This window comes from uncultured Roseobacter sp. (genome assembly GCF_947492555.1).
GTDB lineage: Bacteria > Pseudomonadota > Alphaproteobacteria > Rhodobacterales > Rhodobacteraceae > Roseobacter.
Window position 1 is genome coordinate 705145 of record NZ_CANLNE010000001.1, and the last position, 17450, is coordinate 722594.

21 protein-coding genes are annotated in these 17450 nt (G+C 60.1%); 8 read left to right on the top strand and 13 right to left on the bottom strand.

Annotated features, from left to right (window positions below; translation table 11 throughout):
• Positions 1 to 14: 14 nt before the first annotated feature.
• Both ychF and Q1A07_RS03335 read right to left on the bottom strand, forming a co-directional pair.
• Positions 15 to 1112, bottom strand: coding sequence for a redox-regulated ATPase YchF (ychF, locus tag Q1A07_RS03330; RefSeq protein ID WP_299777804.1), 1098 nt, complete (start codon positions 1110 to 1112; stop codon positions 15 to 17).
• A gap of 59 nt (positions 1113 to 1171) precedes the next feature.
• Positions 1172 to 1363, bottom strand: coding sequence for a hypothetical protein (locus tag Q1A07_RS03335; protein WP_299777806.1), 192 nt, complete (start codon positions 1361 to 1363; stop codon positions 1172 to 1174).
• Positions 1364 to 1514: 151 nt separating this feature from the next.
• Between Q1A07_RS03335 and trpA the strand changes: the two genes are divergently transcribed.
• Entirely contained in the window at positions 1515 to 2306 is a 792-nt protein-coding gene (gene trpA / locus Q1A07_RS03340; RefSeq protein WP_299777808.1) for a tryptophan synthase subunit alpha, read from the top strand.
• On the opposite strand, the gene Q1A07_RS03345 is transcribed toward trpA, so the two are convergent.
• Positions 2303 to 2764, bottom strand: coding sequence for a MarR family transcriptional regulator (locus Q1A07_RS03345; protein ID WP_299777810.1), 462 nt, complete (start codon positions 2762 to 2764; stop codon positions 2303 to 2305). The genes trpA and Q1A07_RS03345 overlap by 4 nt on opposite strands.
• Positions 2757 to 3863 (bottom strand): twin-arginine translocation pathway signal protein, encoded by a 1107-nt coding sequence (locus Q1A07_RS03350; RefSeq protein ID WP_299777812.1) that lies wholly within the window; start codon positions 3861 to 3863, stop codon positions 2757 to 2759. The genes Q1A07_RS03345 and Q1A07_RS03350 overlap by 8 nt, the downstream gene beginning before the upstream one ends.
• A 136-nt stretch (positions 3864 to 3999) precedes the next feature.
• Between Q1A07_RS03350 and Q1A07_RS03355 the strand changes: the two genes are divergently transcribed.
• On the top strand, positions 4000 to 5169 hold the full coding sequence (locus Q1A07_RS03355; RefSeq protein WP_299777814.1) for an alpha-hydroxy acid oxidase: 1170 nt from the start codon (positions 4000 to 4002) through the stop codon (positions 5167 to 5169).
• Here the strand turns inward: Q1A07_RS03355 and Q1A07_RS03360 are convergent.
• Positions 5163 to 6329 carry an MFS transporter gene (locus Q1A07_RS03360; RefSeq protein ID WP_299777816.1) on the bottom strand — a complete coding sequence of 389 codons (1167 nt, stop codon included), beginning with the start codon at positions 6327 to 6329 and terminating at the stop codon, positions 5163 to 5165. The genes Q1A07_RS03355 and Q1A07_RS03360 overlap by 7 nt on opposite strands.
• Positions 6330 to 6478: 149 nt before the next feature.
• Here Q1A07_RS03360 and Q1A07_RS03365 point away from each other — a divergent pair, with 149 nt between their 5' ends.
• The 5 genes from Q1A07_RS03365 (at position 6479) to Q1A07_RS03385 (ending at position 10524) form a co-directional block, all read left to right on the top strand.
• Positions 6479 to 7135: a 50S ribosomal protein L25/general stress protein Ctc gene (locus Q1A07_RS03365; RefSeq protein ID WP_299777818.1), complete on the top strand. Its 657-nt coding sequence runs from the start codon at positions 6479 to 6481 to the stop codon at positions 7133 to 7135.
• 104 nt (positions 7136 to 7239) lie between these two features.
• The gene (pth, locus tag Q1A07_RS03370; protein ID WP_299777820.1) at positions 7240 to 7926 is read left to right on the top strand and encodes an aminoacyl-tRNA hydrolase; all 687 of its coding nucleotides are present in this window, start codon (positions 7240 to 7242) and stop codon (positions 7924 to 7926) included.
• Positions 7923 to 8972 carry a DUF2332 family protein gene (locus Q1A07_RS03375; RefSeq protein ID WP_299777822.1) on the top strand — a complete coding sequence of 350 codons (1050 nt, stop codon included), beginning with the start codon at positions 7923 to 7925 and terminating at the stop codon, positions 8970 to 8972. The genes pth and Q1A07_RS03375 overlap by 4 nt, the downstream gene beginning before the upstream one ends.
• Before the next feature lie 3 nt (positions 8973 to 8975).
• Positions 8976 to 10139: a serine hydrolase gene (locus tag Q1A07_RS03380; RefSeq protein ID WP_299777824.1), complete on the top strand. Its 1164-nt coding sequence runs from the start codon at positions 8976 to 8978 to the stop codon at positions 10137 to 10139.
• A gap of 10 nt (positions 10140 to 10149) precedes the next feature.
• Positions 10150 to 10524 carry a DUF2237 domain-containing protein gene (locus Q1A07_RS03385; RefSeq protein WP_299777826.1) on the top strand — a complete coding sequence of 125 codons (375 nt, stop codon included), beginning with the start codon at positions 10150 to 10152 and terminating at the stop codon, positions 10522 to 10524.
• Between the two features lie 85 nt (positions 10525 to 10609).
• Here the strand turns inward: Q1A07_RS03385 and Q1A07_RS03390 are convergent, their stop codons facing one another.
• From Q1A07_RS03390 to ihfB, 6 genes are all read right to left on the bottom strand, one after another.
• Positions 10610 to 11197, bottom strand: a complete 588-nt coding sequence (locus tag Q1A07_RS03390; RefSeq protein ID WP_299777828.1) for a sulfotransferase family 2 domain-containing protein — start codon at positions 11195 to 11197, stop codon at positions 10610 to 10612.
• Between the two features lie 188 nt (positions 11198 to 11385).
• Positions 11386 to 12618, bottom strand: coding sequence for a tryptophan synthase subunit beta (trpB, locus tag Q1A07_RS03395; RefSeq protein ID WP_299777830.1), 1233 nt, complete (start codon positions 12616 to 12618; stop codon positions 11386 to 11388).
• Positions 12619 to 12632: 14 nt separating this feature from the next.
• Positions 12633 to 13082, bottom strand: coding sequence for a GNAT family N-acetyltransferase (locus Q1A07_RS03400; RefSeq protein WP_299777832.1), 450 nt, complete (start codon positions 13080 to 13082; stop codon positions 12633 to 12635).
• On the bottom strand, positions 13079 to 13723 hold the full coding sequence (locus Q1A07_RS03405) for a phosphoribosylanthranilate isomerase (protein WP_299777834.1): 645 nt from the start codon (positions 13721 to 13723) through the stop codon (positions 13079 to 13081). Before Q1A07_RS03405 ends, Q1A07_RS03400 begins: the two co-directional genes overlap by 4 nt.
• Before the next feature lie 45 nt (positions 13724 to 13768).
• Complete coding sequence (locus tag Q1A07_RS03410) at positions 13769 to 14119, bottom strand: LapA family protein (protein WP_195820205.1); 351 nt, start codon at positions 14117 to 14119, stop codon at positions 13769 to 13771.
• Positions 14119 to 14403 (bottom strand): integration host factor subunit beta, encoded by a 285-nt coding sequence (ihfB, locus tag Q1A07_RS03415; RefSeq protein WP_195820204.1) that lies wholly within the window; start codon positions 14401 to 14403, stop codon positions 14119 to 14121. The genes Q1A07_RS03410 and ihfB overlap by 1 nt, the downstream gene beginning before the upstream one ends.
• A gap of 469 nt (positions 14404 to 14872) precedes the next feature.
• On the opposite strand from ihfB, the gene Q1A07_RS03420 reads away from it, so the two are divergent.
• The gene (locus Q1A07_RS03420; RefSeq protein WP_299777838.1) at positions 14873 to 16519 is read left to right on the top strand and encodes an NAD(P)-binding domain-containing protein; all 1647 of its coding nucleotides are present in this window, start codon (positions 14873 to 14875) and stop codon (positions 16517 to 16519) included.
• Between the two features lie 115 nt (positions 16520 to 16634).
• Here the strand turns inward: Q1A07_RS03420 and Q1A07_RS03425 are convergent, their stop codons facing one another.
• Together Q1A07_RS03425 and Q1A07_RS03430 are read right to left on the bottom strand one after the other, a co-directional pair.
• Positions 16635 to 17057 carry a DUF4437 domain-containing protein gene (locus Q1A07_RS03425; protein ID WP_299777840.1) on the bottom strand — a complete coding sequence of 141 codons (423 nt, stop codon included), beginning with the start codon at positions 17055 to 17057 and terminating at the stop codon, positions 16635 to 16637.
• 125 nt (positions 17058 to 17182) lie between these two features.
• Positions 17183 to 17449 carry a hypothetical protein gene (locus Q1A07_RS03430; protein WP_299777842.1) on the bottom strand — a complete coding sequence of 89 codons (267 nt, stop codon included), beginning with the start codon at positions 17447 to 17449 and terminating at the stop codon, positions 17183 to 17185.
• Position 17450 lies beyond the last annotated feature (1 nt).

Genomic DNA, 17450 nt, shown 5'->3' on the forward strand with positions numbered 1-17450 from the left:
GAGGTAAGGGGCCTTTACGTATTGAACAGGAAGTGAAGGACATCACCGTCTTTGACCAGGTATGATTTGCCCTCTGCGCGCATCTTACCCGCTTCCTTGGCAGGCTGTTCGCCGCCCAGCGATACGAAGTCATTGTAGCTAATCGTCTCTGCCCGGATGAACCCCTTCTCGAAGTCTCCGTGAATGACCCCGGCCGCCTTCGGTGCACTGGTACCATGCCGAATGGTCCAGGCGCGGGCTTCCTTCGGGCCAACGGTAAAATACGTCTCGAGGTGCAGCAGCGCATATCCCGCCTGGATCAAGCGATCCAGACCCGCTTCCGCGAGGCCCATTTCCTCCAGAAACATGGTCGCTTCTTCGGGCTCAAGCTGGCTGATCTCTTCTTCGATCTGCGCAGAGATCACGACGTGGGCATTGCCTTCGGCGGCCGCCATTTCGGCCACTTTGGCGGCATGCGCATTGCCTTCCGCGGCCTCCGCCTCGCCTACGTTACACACGTAGAGCACAGGTTTGGTCGTCAGAAGCTGCAGCAGCTTCCAGGCGCGCAGATCTTCGGCGTCGACCTCAACCACGCGTGCGGGCTTGCCCTGCTCCAGAGCTTCCAACGCGGCACGCATCAACCGTTCCTGTTGAACCGCCTCCTTGTCGCCACCCCGCACCTTGCGCACGATGTTCTGCAAGCGTTTTTCAATACTTTCGATATCCGCCAGCATCAGTTCGGTTTCGATGGTCTCTGCGTCCGCAACCGGATCGACCCGGCCTTCGACGTGGGTGACATCCCCATCTTCGAAACAGCGCAATACATGCGCGATCGCATCCACTTCGCGGATGTTGGCCAGAAACTGGTTGCCCAGCCCCTCGCCCTTTGAGGCCCCCTTCACCAGACCGGCGATATCGACAAAGGTCATGCGGGTAGGAATGATCTGTTTTGACTGCGCGATTCCGGCCAGACGATCCAGACGCGCATCCGGCACCGCAACATCCCCGACATTTGGTTCGATGGTGCAGAATGGAAAATTCGCGGCCTGCGCTGCAGCGGTGCGGGTCAACGCGTTGAAAAGAGTGGATTTGCCAACGTTCGGCAGCCCCACGATACCCATCTTGAAACCCATATCGACGTCCTTGTTGTGGTGGCGCTTGTCCTAGGAGGTCTGACGGGCCAAGACAAGACCTAGCGGTGGCGCTGATCTTCGCGGGCGTGAAAGATCAAGAACCACGCCAGAAGAATGAACATCGGATGAGTCAAGCCACCTGAAAAGATAAGTGCCGGGATCCAGATGAGAAACACCAGAATGGCAAGGATCACCCGCCCGGTCAGCAGGATTGAGAGCGGCGGCAGCAGAATGGCGAGCAAGTAATTCATGGCTGATAGGTAGGCGGTCTTTGGAAAATCTAAAGGGGGAAATCCTGATAGGCCGCGCCATTTCCGACAAGTGGCACAGAGTAGCTGTTGATGCATTGATTTTCCCTTTGGTTTTCGGCATTGCGGGGCGATACCACGAAAGGCCAGCCCGATGACCCGAATTGACGCCAAGTTTGCAGAGCTTTCCAAAGCCGGAAAGAAGGCCTTTGTTGCCTATGTCATGGCGGGGGACCCGGATTTCGAGACGTCGCTGGAGGTGGTGCGCGGCCTGCCCGCAGCGGGGGTGGATGTGATCGAGCTGGGGTTGCCCTTCACCGATCCGATGGCTGATGGCCCGACAATCCAACTGGCCGGGCAGCGCGCCTTGGAAGGCGGGATGACATTGCAGCGCACGCTGGATCTGGCCCGTGCCTTTCGGGAAGAGGATCAGACGACGCCGATTGTCCTGATGGGCTATTACAATCCAATCTACAGCCGGGGCGTTGACCGGTTTCTCGCCGAGTCTATCGACGCGGGTATCGACGGATTGATCGTTGTGGACCTGCCACCGGAAGAAGACAGCGAATTATGTCTTCCCGCACAGGCGGCCGGACTCAACTTCATCCGTCTGGCGACCCCTACGACGGATGCGAAACGGCTGCCGCGGGTGCTGCAGAACACTTCGGGCTTTGTATATTACGTCTCCATCACCGGGATCACCGGCGCTGCCGAAGCGCAAGCCGGGGATGTCGGCCCCGAAGTGGCCCGGATCAAATCGGCCAGTGGCCTGCCCGTCATCGTCGGGTTTGGCGTGAACACGCCGGAAAAGTCGCGCGCAATTGCCGATGTGGCGGACGGCGTTGTCGTGGGCTCGGCTATTGTCGGCAAGATAGGTGCAGGTGAAACCGTTTCGGACGTTTTGGCCTTCGTGAAAACCCTCTCGGATGGGGCGCATAGCGCCTAGGCTCCGCCCGACGGATTTCTGTCCTCATCCAGAAAGATACGAAGATCCCGCAGTACCGGTAGGATCGCGTCGAGACGATGCGTGTCGAACCCCGATGCAAGGCGCTCAAAATCTGGGGTGAGATCTGCAATCGCCTGATCCCGGGTGGCGCGGCCCTTCTGCGTGATCCAGACCAGTTTCGACCGACCGTCTTCAGGATTGGGGCGCACATCGACAAGCCCCTGCGCCTCCAGGCCCTTGACCGTATGGGTCATTGAGGTCTTGGGCACCTGAAAAGCGCGCGCCATATCGATTGGTGCGCGCCCGTCGCCCAATCGGATCAAGTGGTTCAAAACAGCGAAATGCGGAGCAATCAGACCGTCCGGCAAGCGCGCTTCAAGCAATGTGCGGCTGAGCTGTTCGATGATTCCGATCTCGTTGAAAACATCGAAATAGGTGGCGCGGGCGTCGTCAGGCATTCAGCAGCTTTGTCTCCAGAGGCCAGCGCGGCGTGCGGGGCGTTTGCGGACCGTAGCCCAATCGACCCAGCATTTGAACCGTCTGTCCCGGCGCTGCCAGAAGATCATGCGCCTTGTCAAAGTACGGTGACATTTCGGGGTATTCCTGCAGACACTGGCTCACCGGATGCAGGGCGAGGCCAAGGGCCGTGCATTTGAGGTTCAGTCGGAGCCAGCGCCGCCCGGCCTCAATCTGGTCCCTGCGCGTGTTCCCATCGCTGGTCAGCGCGGCGTAAGCCGGTGTTGCCGCGAGCATTTCGCGGTAGATCTCGACACCCTGCTTGAAGCTCGCGCTCTCCGGATCAGACTGTGCATCCCGGCTCAACATGCCGACCAACATCAGGCTCTCCAAAAATGGGCCGCCGAGGTCTATCCCATCCGGGTTCGCATTGATCTCGGCCTTGCCAAAGCGCATCAGGTCAACGGATTCCATCATCGTCCGGCGTGTCTGCGCCTCGGTTTCCCACGCCTCCCAGGTGAGCGATTTCAGCACGCTGACCATCGTCTCATCTGTATAGATATCGGCGAAGAGCTCCAATTCATTCGCCTGCACACCATCAATTGGCCGCGCGTCGAATGGTTCCTTACAGGACCTGCGCGCGAGGATTTGCGTGCTGAGCGGATCAGGCACTCCGCCGGAGGAAAACGTTGCACGCGCAACCGGGCCATCGGCGCCGTCGGGATAGAGGGATAAATGGACTGTCTGTCCCGCAGCGCCGGCGGCCAAAACCATCTGTTCCAGAAAACATCCCAAACCGATGGTAATCTGCCGGTCATAGGGGTCAGTTTCCGGCAAGCGACGGGCCGGGTCCAGATAGATGGACAGGCTGTCCTGCCCTTCGAGTTCCGCCTGCCAAGGCTGCAGATTGTGAGGGTTCGGCGCCAGCAATGCAAAGCTGAGCGCGTTGAGGCGGGGATCATCATAGCTCCCGGCAAGGTCCCACGGTGCGAGAGCGGTGTGTGGGGTTCGGCTGGCGAGAAACCCGGCGGCAGACGCGGATGCAGCCAATACGGTCCCCCCACCGATTAGGGACAAGGCTTTGCGGCGAGACAGGTTCATGGTGCTCTCCATTTGGTGCGATATTGAACTATATAAAGTACGATATCGCACCAATCAAGCCAATCTGTGTAATTTTTCGACGATTGATCTTTCTACGGCGAATTGGTAATCAAAACTGACCAATATGAGAGTGCCCATGCCAACCATCACCACGATCCAGGATCTCAAGGACCTTCACCAACGTCGTGTGCCCCGAATGTTCTACGACTATGCGGAATCGGGCAGCTGGACGGAGCAGACCTTTCGCGAGAACACCACCGACTTCGAAAAGATCAGGCTGCGCCAGCGCGTGGCGGTGGACATGACAGGCCGCTCGACCGCCAGCCAGATGATCGGCGAGGATGTGGCGATGCCGGTGGCCCTGGCGCCGGTCGGATCAACCGGCATGCAACATGCAGATGGTGAGATCCTGGCGGCCAAGGCTGCCGAGGCCTTCGGCGTGCCCTTCACGCTCTCCACCATGTCGATCTGCTCGATCGAAGACGTGGCGGAAAACACCAGCAAACCCTTCTGGTTCCAGCTTTATGCCATGCGCGACAAGACCTTCATCAAGAACATCATCCAACGGGCCAAGGATGCGAAGTGCTCGGCGCTTGTGGTCACGCTCGACCTGCAAATCCTCGGGCAGCGTCACAAGGACATCAAGAACGGGCTATCGGTCCCGATCCGGCCAACGGTCGGGAATATCTTGAATCTGGCCACCAAATGGCGCTGGATCGCGGGCATGGCCAAGACCAGGCGGCACCAGTTCGGCAATATCGTCGGCCACATCGACGGTATCAGTGATCTGTCATCTCTTTCGGTCTGGGCGGCCGAAAGCTTCGATCCGCAGTTGAACTGGGACGAGGTCAAAGAGATCAAGAAAATGTGGGGCGGGCCGCTGATCCTCAAGGGCATTCTGGATGCGGAAGACGCCAAGATGGCGCTGCAGGTCGGTGCGGATGCGATCATCGTGTCCAACCACGGCGGGCGGCAGCTGGACGGTGCGCTGAGCTCAATCCGCGTTCTGCCCTCCATCATGGACGCGGTCGGAGACAAGGTCGAGGTGCATCTGGACAGCGGCATCCGGTCCGGGCAGGACGTGCTCAAGGCGCTGGCGCTGGGAGCCAAGGGGACCTACGTCGGGCGCGCCTTTGTGCATGGCCTAGGCGCAATGGGTCAGGCCGGTGTGACGCGGGCACTGGAGGTGATCCACAAGGAGCTGGACACGACCATGGCGCTCTGTGGCGAGACCAGCGTGGAGGGTCTTGGCCGGCACAACCTGCTCATTCCCGAGGATTTCGAGGGGCGCTGGCTGGATCAGTAGGCCTGCTGCGTGCGGGCCGCGATGCGCGCGGCCAGTACCGGCACCAGCGCGGCAATGCAGATCAACAGCAGCGCGGCGACCACCCAGAAACCGGCGCGCAGGCCAAGCGCTTCGGAGGTGAAGCCCATCAGCGGCGGGCTCACGAAAAATGCAGCGTACCCAAGCGCCGAGGCGCGGCTGATCGCGGCAAGGCGTGCCTTGGGCGGAACCAGCCGCCCGATCAGCGCAAGCGCCAGCGGAGCGACCACTGAAATGCCGAGGCCGGTGAGGGCGAAGCCGATGTAGGCCGTCATCAATGTCGGTGCAGCGCCCACCAGAATCAGCCCCGCCGCCGCGACGACTGAGGCCACCGTGATGAAGGGCAAGGTCGGCACCCGGTCTGACAGGAAGTGCCCCGAAAGCCGTCCGATCCCCATGCTCAGCCCCAAAAGCGCAGGCCCCAGCGCCCCTTCGGCCGGTCCACCGCCCAGCGTGCGTTCCAGATGCAGTGCAGACCATCCCTCAGACGCGGCCTCCGTCAGGAAGGCAACTAGCACGATGGCACCGACACCCCAAACCAGCAGATGGGGCAGCGGCGCATCACCAGGGGTTTCGTCCGTTGGGATGGGCGGAGCGCGTCTTTCCAGCATGACCCAGCCTGCAAGCGCCGTCAGCCCGATCAGAACGGTGAAGACCTGTGCAGGCGTCCAGCCCAGTTCACGCATGATGCCGGTTGCCAGGGCGCAGCCCGCGTAGGTGAAAGAGAACATCGCGTGATTGAGGTTCATCAGGTGGCGTCCGCTACTCTCCTCAATCTCGGAAACCCGCACATTGGCCAGCACATCCGTAATCCCTGCCCCGACCGAGGCACAGGTCATCGCAATCCCAAAGGCCACGATCTCGGCGGACATGCCCGCCCCCAACATGCCGCCCGACATGATCATCGCCCCCAGCGGCAAGGCCCAGCGGCCTGCAATCCGGTGCGCCAGCGGGGCCAGCCACATGGCAGCAAGCGCGCCCAGAGAGGCCAGCAGCATGACCGCGCCATAGACGCCGTCAGAGGCCCCAATCGCCGCCTTGATGACTGGCATCTGGGCGAAATAGCTGGACCAGGCCGCACCAACGATGACGAAGCCGGCAACTGATTTTCGGGACAGCCAGAGATCGCTCACCAAACGCATGCGCCAGCGGTGACACGGGGCGGCAACACGTGCAAGAGAGCATCTGCGAAAAACCTCTTTTCACGAGCCACAAACCAGTCTATACGCGCGGCTTCACGCGGGTCTACAGCCTTGGAGGAGGCCCGCCCTTAACATATTGGAGATTAAAGATGGCTGGAGCAATTCCGGATCTTGAAGCTCAGGAACGGACGGGGACAGGCAAGGGCGCCGCTCGTCAGGCACGCCGCGATGGCATGGTTCCTGGGATTGTATTTGGTGGCGACGTTGACCCGCTGCCGATCAACATTCCGTTCAACGTGCTGATCAAGAAACTGCGGGCAGGACGGTTCAAGTCGACCCTGTTCAACATGAAGGTGGAAGGCCACGAAGACGTGCGCGTGATCTGCCGCGACGTGCAGCGCCACGTGGTCAAGGACCTGCCGACGCATATCGACTTCATGCGCCTGCGCCGCACCACAAAGATCAACCTCTTCATTGCCGTGGAAGTGGAAGGCGAAGACGTCTCGCCCGGCTTGAAGAAGGGCGGCGTTCTGACACTCGTGCGGCCCGAAGTCGAGCTGATCGTGACGGCGGGTGACATCCCCGATCACATCACCATCGACGTCTCCGAAATGGAGATTGGCGACAACGTCACAATCTCTTCGGTGACCCTGCCCGAGGGCGCAAAGCCGACAATAGACCGTGATTTCGTGATTGCCCAGCTTTCCGCACCAGCGGGTCTGGCCTCGTCTGATGACGAAGATGAGGATGACGCAGTCGAGGGTGAAGACGCACCTGAGACAGAAGCAGAAGCTACTGAAGAATAAGACATATCCTTTCGAGGACGTTGAATGCGGGGCCCTTTGCGGCCCCGTATTTCGTTTGGGTGCCAGCTTTGCTATGCTGCACCGCAACATGAAGGAGCATTGCCATGAAGCTGATCGTGGGTCTGGGCAATCCAGGTGCAAAGTACAGCAGAAACCGCCACAATATCGGGTTCATGGCCCTGGACCGGATCGCCGCTGATCACGGGTTTCCGGCGTGGAAGGGCAAGCATCAGGGCGCGATCAGCGAGGGTCGCTTTGGCGCCGACCGGGCGGTGCTGCTGAAACCCGAAACCTTCATGAACAACTCCGGCCAGTCGGTGCAATCCGCGCTGCGGTTCTACAAGTTGGCGCCCGAGGATGTGGTTGTGCTGCATGACGAGATCGACCTTGCCCCCGGCAAGATCAAGCATAAGGTCGGCGGCGGTCACGCAGGGCACAATGGCCTGCGCTCGGTGCATGCGCATATCGGGCCGGACTACGCACGTGTCCGTCTGGGTGTTGGTCATCCGGGGCACAAGGACGCTGTGCCAGGGTATGTGCTGCGCGATTTCGCCAAGGCGGATGAGGGTTGGCTGGATGACGTGTTGCGCGGTGTGAGCGACGGTGCGCCCTATCTGGTCACCGGCGATGCGGCGAAATTCATGAATGCAGTCGGGCTGCGCGTGTCGCCCCAGCGATCCAGTACGGGCCAAAAGAAGCCCGAGGCGGCAACGCCCAAGCCAGCAGAGGCCCCGAAGCCTGAGCCAGAGGCACTGTCACCGCTACAAAAACTGATGGAGCGCTTCAGGTGAGGCTGGCTGAGGCCTTTGCGCATCAGGCCATCAGTTGCGAGCGCATGGGGTCGCCGTTTATGGGGCAACTGCTGCGTATCCTGGCGGAGCACTGGCCGAAAGACAGCGCCCTGGCGCATCGTTTTGCGCAGTTCGACGGGGATGTTGGGCCCGCAGGCGCCTCGCTGCCCCTGCGCACGGCGGGCGGGCTGCATGCGCTGGTCCTCGCCGCGCGCGCGCCGGAGCTGGCCGCCCTCTATCCACCGGCACAGGTGAATGATGATGTATTGCGCGACGGCGTGCTGGAGGCGTTCGAGCGGCATGAAGCCTTCATGCTCGGCTGGGTCGAAAGCCCGCCTCAGACGAACGAAGTGCGCCGCTCCGCTGCGCTGATCGCGGGCGCTGCCGTGGCTGCGGAACGGTTCGACCTGCCCTTTACCGTCTCGGAACTCGGCGCCAGTGCAGGATTGAACCTGATGTGGGACCGCTATGCGCTGTCTTTGGCTGGCATGGACATAGCGCCCGCCGACCCCGCTCTTACACTGACGCCCGATTGGGAGGGCCCCCTGCCCCCGCGCATCCGCCCTGTCATTGCGGAGCGTGCGGGCGTCGATCTCAACCCGCTCGATCCAAGTGATCCACAGGATCTGTTGCGCCTGACGGCCTACCTCTGGCCTGATCAACCGGAGCGCCTGGCGCTCACCCGCGCCGCTGCTGCAGTGACCGATGCGCCGATCCACCGGGGTGATGCGATAGAGTGGCTGGCAACCCGTCTGGCATCGGCACCCGAAGGTCATCTGCACCTGATCCAACATACGGTTGCCTGGCAGTATTTTCCCGCTGACGTTCAGGCCCGCGGTCAGGAAATGATCGAGGCCGCCGGGGCGACGGCGACACCGACCCGCCCGCTGGCCTGGCTCTCGATGGAAAGCGACGGGGACACAACCGGCGGCATCGGTGCCGCACTGGTGCTCCGGCTCTGGCCCGGCGATATCACCCTGCCCCTGGGACGCGCCGATTTTCATGGCCGCTGGATCCGCTGGAATGGGGCACGGGGTACGGGCTGAGCCATGCGCAAACTGTTGAAATGGGTGCTGCGGCTGACCCTAGCCCTGGCGCTCGCCGCATTGGTGGTCGGCGTCTGGAAGCGGGACGAAATTTCGCGCCTGATGGCGGTCAACAGCCTATTCCTGCCGGACCGGATCGCCCGGAACTTCAGCCACATGGATCAGGCATTCCTGCACAGCCCGATCAGCCGGGGAACAGGTACGATTGTGCCGCTGCCCGCCGGAGCCAGCATCGGGCTGCCGGATGGTTTTGAGCAATTCGTTCGGGATCGGCGGGTGACATCAGTAGTCGTTCTGAAGGATGGCAAGCTGGTCCACGAAAGCTATCATCTCGACACCAAGCCAGAGGACCTGCGCATCAGCTGGTCTATGGCAAAAAGCTATCTCTCTGCCCTGACCGGCGTCCTGCTGGCCGAAGGCGTGATTGCCTCGCTTGACGATCCAGTCATTAGATATGCGCCCGCGCTGACGGGGAGCGCTTATGATGGCACCACGATCCGCCATGTCCTCAACATGGCAACCGGTGTGACATTCGACGAGGACTACACCGATAAAAATTCGGACATCAACCGCATGGGCAGAGTTCTGGCACTGGGTGCACAGATGGATGCCTTTGCCGCCGGGCTGACGGAGACCTTTGCAGCGCCCGGCACCCAATGGCAGTATGTCTCAATCGACACCCATGTGCTGGGCATGGTGTTGCGCGGCGCTACGGGGCGCACGGTCATTGACCTGATGAGCGAGAAGATCATCGCACCGCTGGGCGTGGAACAGGAACCCTATTATCTGACAGATGGCACCGGCGTGGCCTTCGTCTTGGGCGGCTTCAATGGCACAACCCGTGACTATGCCCGTTTTGGCCAGATGTTCCTGCAGCACGGGCAGTGGCACGACCAGCAGGTGGTGCCGGAAGCCTGGGTGATCGCCTCGACAACTGCGTCAGCGCCGACAGCCCCCGATCAATATGGGTATGGATACCAATGGTGGATGCCCCGCGATGCGCGCCCCCGCGAATACATGGGGCGTGGCATTTACGGCCAATACCTCTACATCAATGAAAGACAAGGCATCGTGATCGCACTGACCGCAGTCGACCCACAGTTTCGCGACAAGGCGGTGCAACGCAGTCACATCGAAATGTTCCGCGCCATTGCCGACGGGACGTAAGGAGGAGAGGATGGAAAAAGACGACAGCCTCAATGTGCAGGGAGAGGCGCTGGCGCTCTGCGGGGCGGACCCGGTGACAGGCTTCTTCCGCGACGGTCACTGCAATACCTGTGCCGCAGATCAGGGTAGCCACACGGTCTGTGCGGTGATGACCGATGAATTTCTCGCCTACTCGAAATACGTCGGCAACGACCTCAGCACCCCGCGACCCGAGTTCGGGTTCCAGGGCCTGAAGGCGGGCGACAGCTGGTGCCTGTGCGCGGGGCGTTTTCTGCAGGCCCACGACGAGGGTTGCGCGCCCAAGGTCCACTTGGCCGCCACACACAAACGCGCACTGGAGATCGTACCGCTGCAGGTTCTCGAAGAGCACGCCCTGCAGAATTGATTTTACATTTCGGGCGCTAAAACAGACCCATTAGCCGAGTATTGGTGGCCGACATCAGGCATTATCAGTGTCCAATGCTGTTTGACTAGAAGTTATAGCCAAAACGCTCCAAGTCCTCGGCAAAGATTTGCTCTGCACGCGACCGGGTCGATTTGTCAAAGTAGCTGCGATAGTCGCGCGGCGGCGTGTTGCGCCGGTGCGGGATAATTTCCGGCTCTTCCATACCAAGTTGCCGATACACATGTCGGCAATCCTGGTCGAAACGCTCGAACCTGCCAATAAAGTCAGCCTCATTCAGGAAATACGTACCGTGCGTCATTTGTATCGCGTGCTGTCGCAACTTACTGACATAGGTTTCTCCTGCGATTGGGATGGTATCGTCTTCGATGACATCCATCACGTCGTGAAGGCCCAGACCTGACCTGATGCTTGCATCCTGTTCAGATTTGACGGGATATGTCTGGAACATTTCCAAGCTCGACACCAGTCGGTCAAAGGGGTTTCGCACAAAAGCAAAGACAAAGCGCGACTTCCACTCGGGTGGGAAAGAACTGCCGGTGACCGTGTGCGCGACGCCGCGCCCCTTGAATATCCCCCGAACGATCGACGTGGAACCTGTCTTCCGGATGCGGATAAAGACTGCCGGCGGCGTGTCAAATACCCAAATCGACATACCGTGAGCTCCATGAAAGTTGTGTCGTCAGCCATGCAAATCCCGACCAGCCCACATCGTGAGAAAACCCCGCGGACCGCCGTTTCACCAAGCCGCGTTTCCTTAAAAGTACAGGTAGGATCGACAGGGGTCGCGCCGGGATTGTGGACAGGATCACGATCCCTGTTCCTTTTGACTATCAAACCGCCTCAGGCGAACTCACCCATTTCGAAACCCAGCGCCTTGGCAACGGTGAAGATGTCCTTGTCACCACGGCCGCACATGTTCATGCAGATGATGTGATCCTTGGGCAGCTCGGGCGCGATCTTCATCACATGGGCGAGCGCATGGGACGGTTCCAGCGCTGGAATAATGCCTTCGAGTTCGCAGCAGAGCTGGAAGGCCTTCAGCGCTTCCTTATCCGTGATCGCGACGTATTCCGCGCGTCCGATGTCGTGCAGCCAGGCGTGTTCCGGACCAATGCCCGGATAGTCGAGCCCTGCGGAGATCGAGAATCCTTCGAGAATCTGCCCGTCATCGTCCTGCAGCAAATACGTGCGGTTGCCGTGCAGCACGCCGGGGCGCCCACCGGTCAGCGAGGCGCAATGCTCCATCTTGGCGTTCACACCCTTGCCACCTGCCTCAACACCGATGATGCCGACCTCCTTGTCATCAAGGAACGGGTAGAAAAGGCCCATTGCATTAGACCCCCCGCCAATGGCGGCAATTACCGTGTCAGGGAAGCGACCCTCGGCGGCGGTCATCTGTTCGCGGACTTCCTTGCCGATGATGCTCTGGAAGTCGCGCACCATAGCCGGGTACGGGTGCGGGCCAGCGACCGTGCCGATGCAGTAGAAGGTATCACGGACATTGGTCACCCAGTCGCGCAACGCGTCGTTCATCGCATCCTTCAGCGTGCCACGCCCGGAGGTCACGGGCACCACTTCCGCGCCCAAAAGGCGCATGCGAAACACGTTCGGTGCCTGACGTTCAACGTCATGCGCGCCCATGTAGACCACACATTTCAAACCGAACTTGGCGCAGACGGTGGCGGTGGCCACGCCGTGCTGGCCCGCGCCGGTTTCGGCGATGATCCGGGTCTTGCCCATGCGGCGGGCGAGGATGATCTGGCCCAGCACGTTGTTGATCTTATGCGCGCCGGTGTGGTTCAGCTCGTCGCGTTTCATATAGACCTTGGCACCGCCCAGATGCGCGGTCAGGCGTTCCGCCAGATAAAGCGGGCTGGGGCGGCCCACGTAGTGAGTCCACAGGTGGTTCATCTCCGCCCAGAAACTGTCGTCGGTCTTGGCCTTCTCGTATTGTTCTTCCAGTTCCAGGATCAGCGGCATCAGCGTCTCGGACACGAACCGCCCACCGAAATCGCCAAACCGACCGTTTTCATCCGGGCCGGTCATGAAAGAATTGAAAAGATCGTTCGCCATCCCGCGCACTCCTGTCAGATCAGATTGCGTTTATACCCGATGTGCGAAGGCGTAAAGCCAAGGTCGCCGTAGAACCGCGCGCTGTCGGTGCGGCTTTTATTCATGGTGAGCTGGATGAGACTGCATCCGGCGTCCCTAGCGCGCTGCACCGCATCCTCGATCATCCGGTGGCCGACCCCCTGCCCGCGCAGATCGCTGGACACCCGCACGCTTTCGATCTGCGCGCGGCGTGCGGCGCGCAGCGAAAGGCCCGAGATGAAGGTCAGCTGATAGGTGGCCACGACCTGATTGCCGTCGATACCCACAATAAGCTGGTTGCCGCCCTCGGTCGTCATCCGGTCGAAGGCCGCAAGATAGGTTTCAAGGTCGCTGCCTTCCCGGGCGGATCCCAACATGTCGTCCTGCAGTAAAGCGACAATGGCCGCGACCTCGTGACGCTCCGCCGGGCGGAAGGTGAGTGTCATGCCTTGACCGCGTGCACGAAGCTGCGGACCATATCGTGATCCTTGATCCCCGGCGCGCTTTCGACGCCGGACGCCACATCCACCTGTTTCGCGCCCGTCAAGGCAATGGCTTCGGCCACGTTGTCCGGGGTTAGCCCCCCCGCCAGCATCCACGGCACCGGCCACCGGCGCCCCGCGACAAGCCGCCAGTCAAAGGTGAGACCATTCCCGCCCGGCAACTCAGATGTCTTGGGCGGCTTCGCATCGACCAGAATCTGGTCCGCCACCTTCAGATAGTGGTCAAGCTCTGCAAGGTCGTCCGCGTCAGCAATCCCCACCGCCTTCATCACCGGCAATCCATACCGGGCCTTGACCGCCGCGACCCGTTCAGGCGTTTCATGCCCATGCAATTGCAGCATGTCGAGCGGGACCTGTCGGGTGAGATCATCCAGAAAGGCATCATCTGCGTCGACCGTCAGCGCGACCTTGGCAAGGCCCGGCGGTGACGCTATGGCAAGCGCCCGCGCGTCCTCAAAGCCGATGCTGCGCGGGGATCTGGTGAAGAAGGTAAACCCACAGTAAGACGCACCTGCCCCGGCCACCGCCGCGACATCTTCGGGCGTGCGCAGACCGCAGATTTTTACAGATACATCGTCAGGCATGGGCGCGTTTGAACACGGCACTGCCGCAGATACAAGAGTGCAGGATCAGCTGGCTTCGTCCAGCAACGCCAGAACTTCATCTTTGCCCGCGTGCTTTTCACCTTTGAGCTTGGCGATCTCGCGTTCCAGCCGGCGCATTTCGCGGGCCTGACGCGCCGCCTCGGCCCGTTGCCCGTGTTCGCGAATCCATTCCCAGACAAAGCCGATCAGCAGGCCCGAAACGATGCCGCCAAAGATGACTAGAAAGAGCGGCAGTTCGATCTGCGGCGTGACCGAGAACCAGCCTGCCACTTCCGAGGGGATCAACTGCAAGGACACCATGCCACGGTTGGCAATGGCCACAGCAATCAAGGCAATCCCAAAGGTCGCGATGCAGGCGTAGCGGATGTAGCGCATCAGGATTTCCCGTTCAGACGATCACGCAACAGCTTTCCGGTCTTGAAAAACGGCACGTGTTTTTCCTCCACATGCACGGTTTCGCCGGTGCGCGGGTTGCGCCCCACACGGGAGTCACGCTTCTTGACCGAGAACGCGCCGAAGCCGCGCAGCTCAACCCGGTCTCCCCGCGCCATTGCGCCGGTCACCTCCTCGAAGATAGTGTTGACGATACGCTCCACGTCGCGCTGATACAGATGTGGATTTTCATCGGCGATCTTTTGAATCAGCTCCGAACGGATCATGGCAGCGTCCCCTTGTTGGTTGTTGGCACTTTTGCCGCGCCTATGCCGGAACTATAGAAAGAAACCGGGCTTACGGAAAGTGAGCCTGTGGCCAGGTTATCACTTTTTTAACGCCGAACACGCTGTATTATAGCGCTTTTTCCGATCCCTGCGCGACTGTGCGCGCTTGCAGGCGGATGTATGCCAAATGCCGCAGCGCAGCGTCGCGATATGATTCGGAACCGCCGAGAGAGAGTTTGTCCGGCACCCGGACACGAGACTTTTCGCGTCGCAAACCATCAAATGCGCGCAGCCAATGCCCAGCCGTTTGGCACATCACTCCAGAACGCCCCTGCATTGAACGCTTGGCAAGCGCACGCATTGCGCGAAAACCCCGTTTCTGCTTAGCTGGCGGCGGGGTTGCCCGCAAATTTCCATCGAGAGAAATGGGCCTAGAAACGATAGCACCACGGCGAGGGATAGAACGGGAATGACACAAAGCGATGGACCACGCGATGTCTGCGTGATCGGATCAGGTCCGGCAGGGCTTCAGGCCGGATATTACTTCCAGAAAAAGGGGATGGATTTTGTCATCCTCGAGCGCGGTTCGGAGGTGTGCAGTTTCTTTCGTACATTTCCCCGACATCGCCAGTTCATTTCGATCAACAAGGTACACACCGGTCTCTCGAACGCTGAGACACGCCTGCGCTACGACTGGAATTCCCTGTTGAATGATGAAGGGACGCTCTTCAAGGACTGGAGCCGGAAGTATTTCCCCTCTGCCGAGGATTTCGTGGACTACGCCGAGGCTTTTGCCGCCCAGATGCAGGACCGCATCCTGTGCGACAGCAACGTGGTCGAGATCTCGAAAACCGATGACGTCTTTGCCCTGCGGTGTTCCGATGGCACGACGCATCACGCCCGCAATGTGATCGTCGCCACTGGCGTGTCGCAGCCCTGGGATCCGGGGATCGAGGGGTTCGATCTGGTCGACAACTATTTCGATTTCGACCCGACGCCCGAGCAGTTTGAAAACGAACGCGTGCTGATCCTTGGCAAGGGCAATTCCGCCTTCGAGACCGCGGATTCGCTGGTCGAGCATGCGGCCTCGATCCACGTGATGAGCCCGAACCCGGTGCGCTTTGCCTGGCAGACGCATTTTGTCGGACACCTGCGGGCGGTAAACAACAACTTCCTCGACACCTATCAGTTGAAATCGCAAAACGCTGTGATCGACGCCAAAGCGGTGAAGATCGAACGTAAAGATGGGCTCTATACCGTCACGGCGCAGATGCGTGCGGCGGAGGGTCACGAGATTACGCTGACGTATGACCGGGTCATTGCCTGCACCGGGTTCCGCTTTGACGCCGATATCTTTGCCGAAGATATCCGGCCCGCGCTGCGTCACTTCGGCAAGTTCCCGGCGATGACGTCGGAGTGGGAAAGCGAGAATGTAGAAGGGTTGTTTTTCGCGGGCACGATCATGCAGTCGCGCGACTATCGCAAGACCATGTCCGGCTTTGTGCACGGCTTTCGACACAACGTGAAATGCTTGTCTGAATTTGTGGCCGGGCGTGTTCAGGGTACCGTTTATCCGACCACGCAGACCGCGCTTGCCCGCAATGCTTTGACCCGCGCGATCATTGACCGGATCAGCACCTGTGCCGGCGTGTTTCTGCAACCAGGATTTCTATGCGACGTGATCCTGCTGGACAAGGAGGACGCAGGGCGCAGTTATCATGATGTGCCCGTTGAATGGGTGCAGGAGGCCGGGGATTTCTCTGGCAGGGAATATCTGATGGTGACCCTTGAGTATGGCGATTTCGGCACGGATACGATGCATGTGAAACGCGAGCACAATGTTTTCGGCGATACGCCCGATGCCTTCATTCATCCCGTCATCCGGCACGTCAGAGACGGCACGAAAATAGCGGAGGTTCACCTCGCGGATCATCTGGACGCTGATTGGCGACCCCGGACAGAACGGGACGCCAATGCCGCAACTGTGCTGCGGATGACCTTCAAGGATGCGGGGGACGCTCTGCCGCCCTCCGAAGTCGCCCATCGTCAGATCAGCAGCTTTTTGGAACAGCAGGTCATTGGCGAGACCAGTTCAAACCGGACGGCGGCGGAATAGCACACCCGGGCGAAACTCGGGGGCCTGCCATATCAGCGCGACCCTCGCCGCATTGTGCGGCAAGGGTCTTTTCTCAATCTGATCAGCTTTCTGCTTGAGGTGTCGCGGCAGCGGTTTACTGCACCGGCTGGAAATCAAAAGCGCCGTCCTGATACAGATACGCGATGCAGGGCGTCGCCGAAACACATGCAGACACATGTGCAAGACCCCGCGGGATTTCATAGAAAGCGCCCGCACCTATGGGCTGAGCCTCGGCCGGATCGGTACCCCGTACGTAGTGAATCATCTCGCCTTGCAGCAAGACACCGAACATATTTGCGGATTTGACATGCAGCGGACTGGTGATCCCGGCTGGAAGCCGCACCATCGCCTGATAAGCCCCGACAAAGCGGTCGCCTTGCAGGGGCGCGAATGCGACCCCCTCAGGCGTCGTTTCCCAGTCGAAGCTGTCGGTGTCGGTCAGTGTTATCCCATCCCCGGCTGCAGCGGTTGCAGCCAGAGTAAGGGAGAGAGCAAGTGCTGGTAGCTGTGTTGTCATGATGAACCTCATAATACCTTTTGGTATCCCTTTATATGATACCAAATAGTATTACGTCAACCTGTCGTTCCAGCTGATTTTCGTATCGTCGGGGTCATCTGTTGGCGCACCTGCTGATTGGCAGGCTATGTGCAGACACCGACGAAGGACTGCCCCTTGCGTTTGTGCACCTCGCCCAGTTGCAATGCCGCAAGCGTTTTGCCCGCTCCTGCGCAGTCACGTTCCAGGGATTTGCGAACCTCGGTTTCGGTCCAGTTTTTCCCGTAGTGGCCGTGCATCTGTATTTGACCTTGCACAACCTTGGTTTTGAAGGAGAAAAAGTTGTCCTTGTTGCCAGCCTGAGCGCTGGTTGCCACCAGGCAGAGACAAAGGCTCATCGCCAGTTTCCGCATT

Excerpts from the sequence above, each read along its gene's own strand:
- ychF (WP_299777804.1), bottom strand. The coding sequence starts at position 1,112 with ATGGGTTTCAAGATGGGTATCGTGGGGCTGCCGAACGTTGGCAAATCC.
- Q1A07_RS03360 (WP_299777816.1), bottom strand. The coding sequence starts at position 6,329 with ATGCGTTTGGTGAGCGATCTCTGGCTGTCCCGAAAATCAGTTGCCGGC.
- Q1A07_RS03345 (WP_299777810.1), bottom strand. The coding sequence starts at position 2,764 with ATGCCTGACGACGCCCGCGCCACCTATTTCGATGTTTTCAACGAGATC.
- Q1A07_RS03425 (WP_299777840.1), bottom strand. The coding sequence starts at position 17,057 with ATGACAACACAGCTACCAGCACTTGCTCTCTCCCTTACTCTGGCTGCA.
- Q1A07_RS03430 (WP_299777842.1), bottom strand. The coding sequence starts at position 17,449 with ATGCGGAAACTGGCGATGAGCCTTTGTCTCTGCCTGGTGGCAACCAGC.
- Q1A07_RS03355 (WP_299777814.1), top strand. The coding sequence starts at position 4,000 with ATGCCAACCATCACCACGATCCAGGATCTCAAGGACCTTCACCAACGT.
- Q1A07_RS03390 (WP_299777828.1), bottom strand. The coding sequence starts at position 11,197 with ATGTCGATTTGGGTATTTGACACGCCGCCGGCAGTCTTTATCCGCATC.
- Q1A07_RS03410 (WP_195820205.1), bottom strand. The coding sequence starts at position 14,119 with ATGCGCTACATCCGCTACGCCTGCATCGCGACCTTTGGGATTGCCTTG.
- Q1A07_RS03400 (WP_299777832.1), bottom strand. The coding sequence starts at position 13,082 with ATGACACTCACCTTCCGCCCGGCGGAGCGTCACGAGGTCGCGGCCATT.
- Q1A07_RS03420 (WP_299777838.1), top strand. The coding sequence starts at position 14,873 with ATGACACAAAGCGATGGACCACGCGATGTCTGCGTGATCGGATCAGGT.
- Q1A07_RS03380 (WP_299777824.1), top strand. The coding sequence starts at position 8,976 with ATGCGCAAACTGTTGAAATGGGTGCTGCGGCTGACCCTAGCCCTGGCG.
- pth (WP_299777820.1), top strand. The coding sequence starts at position 7,240 with ATGAAGCTGATCGTGGGTCTGGGCAATCCAGGTGCAAAGTACAGCAGA.
- trpB (WP_299777830.1), bottom strand. The coding sequence starts at position 12,618 with ATGGCGAACGATCTTTTCAATTCTTTCATGACCGGCCCGGATGAAAAC.
- Q1A07_RS03350 (WP_299777812.1), bottom strand. The coding sequence starts at position 3,863 with ATGAACCTGTCTCGCCGCAAAGCCTTGTCCCTAATCGGTGGGGGGACC.
- Q1A07_RS03385 (WP_299777826.1), top strand. The coding sequence starts at position 10,150 with ATGGAAAAAGACGACAGCCTCAATGTGCAGGGAGAGGCGCTGGCGCTC.
- Q1A07_RS03405 (WP_299777834.1), bottom strand. The coding sequence starts at position 13,723 with ATGCCTGACGATGTATCTGTAAAAATCTGCGGTCTGCGCACGCCCGAA.
- ihfB (WP_195820204.1), bottom strand. The coding sequence starts at position 14,403 with ATGATCCGTTCGGAGCTGATTCAAAAGATCGCCGATGAAAATCCACAT.
- Q1A07_RS03365 (WP_299777818.1), top strand. The coding sequence starts at position 6,479 with ATGGCTGGAGCAATTCCGGATCTTGAAGCTCAGGAACGGACGGGGACA.
- trpA (WP_299777808.1), top strand. The coding sequence starts at position 1,515 with ATGACCCGAATTGACGCCAAGTTTGCAGAGCTTTCCAAAGCCGGAAAG.
- Q1A07_RS03335 (WP_299777806.1), bottom strand. The coding sequence starts at position 1,363 with ATGAATTACTTGCTCGCCATTCTGCTGCCGCCGCTCTCAATCCTGCTG.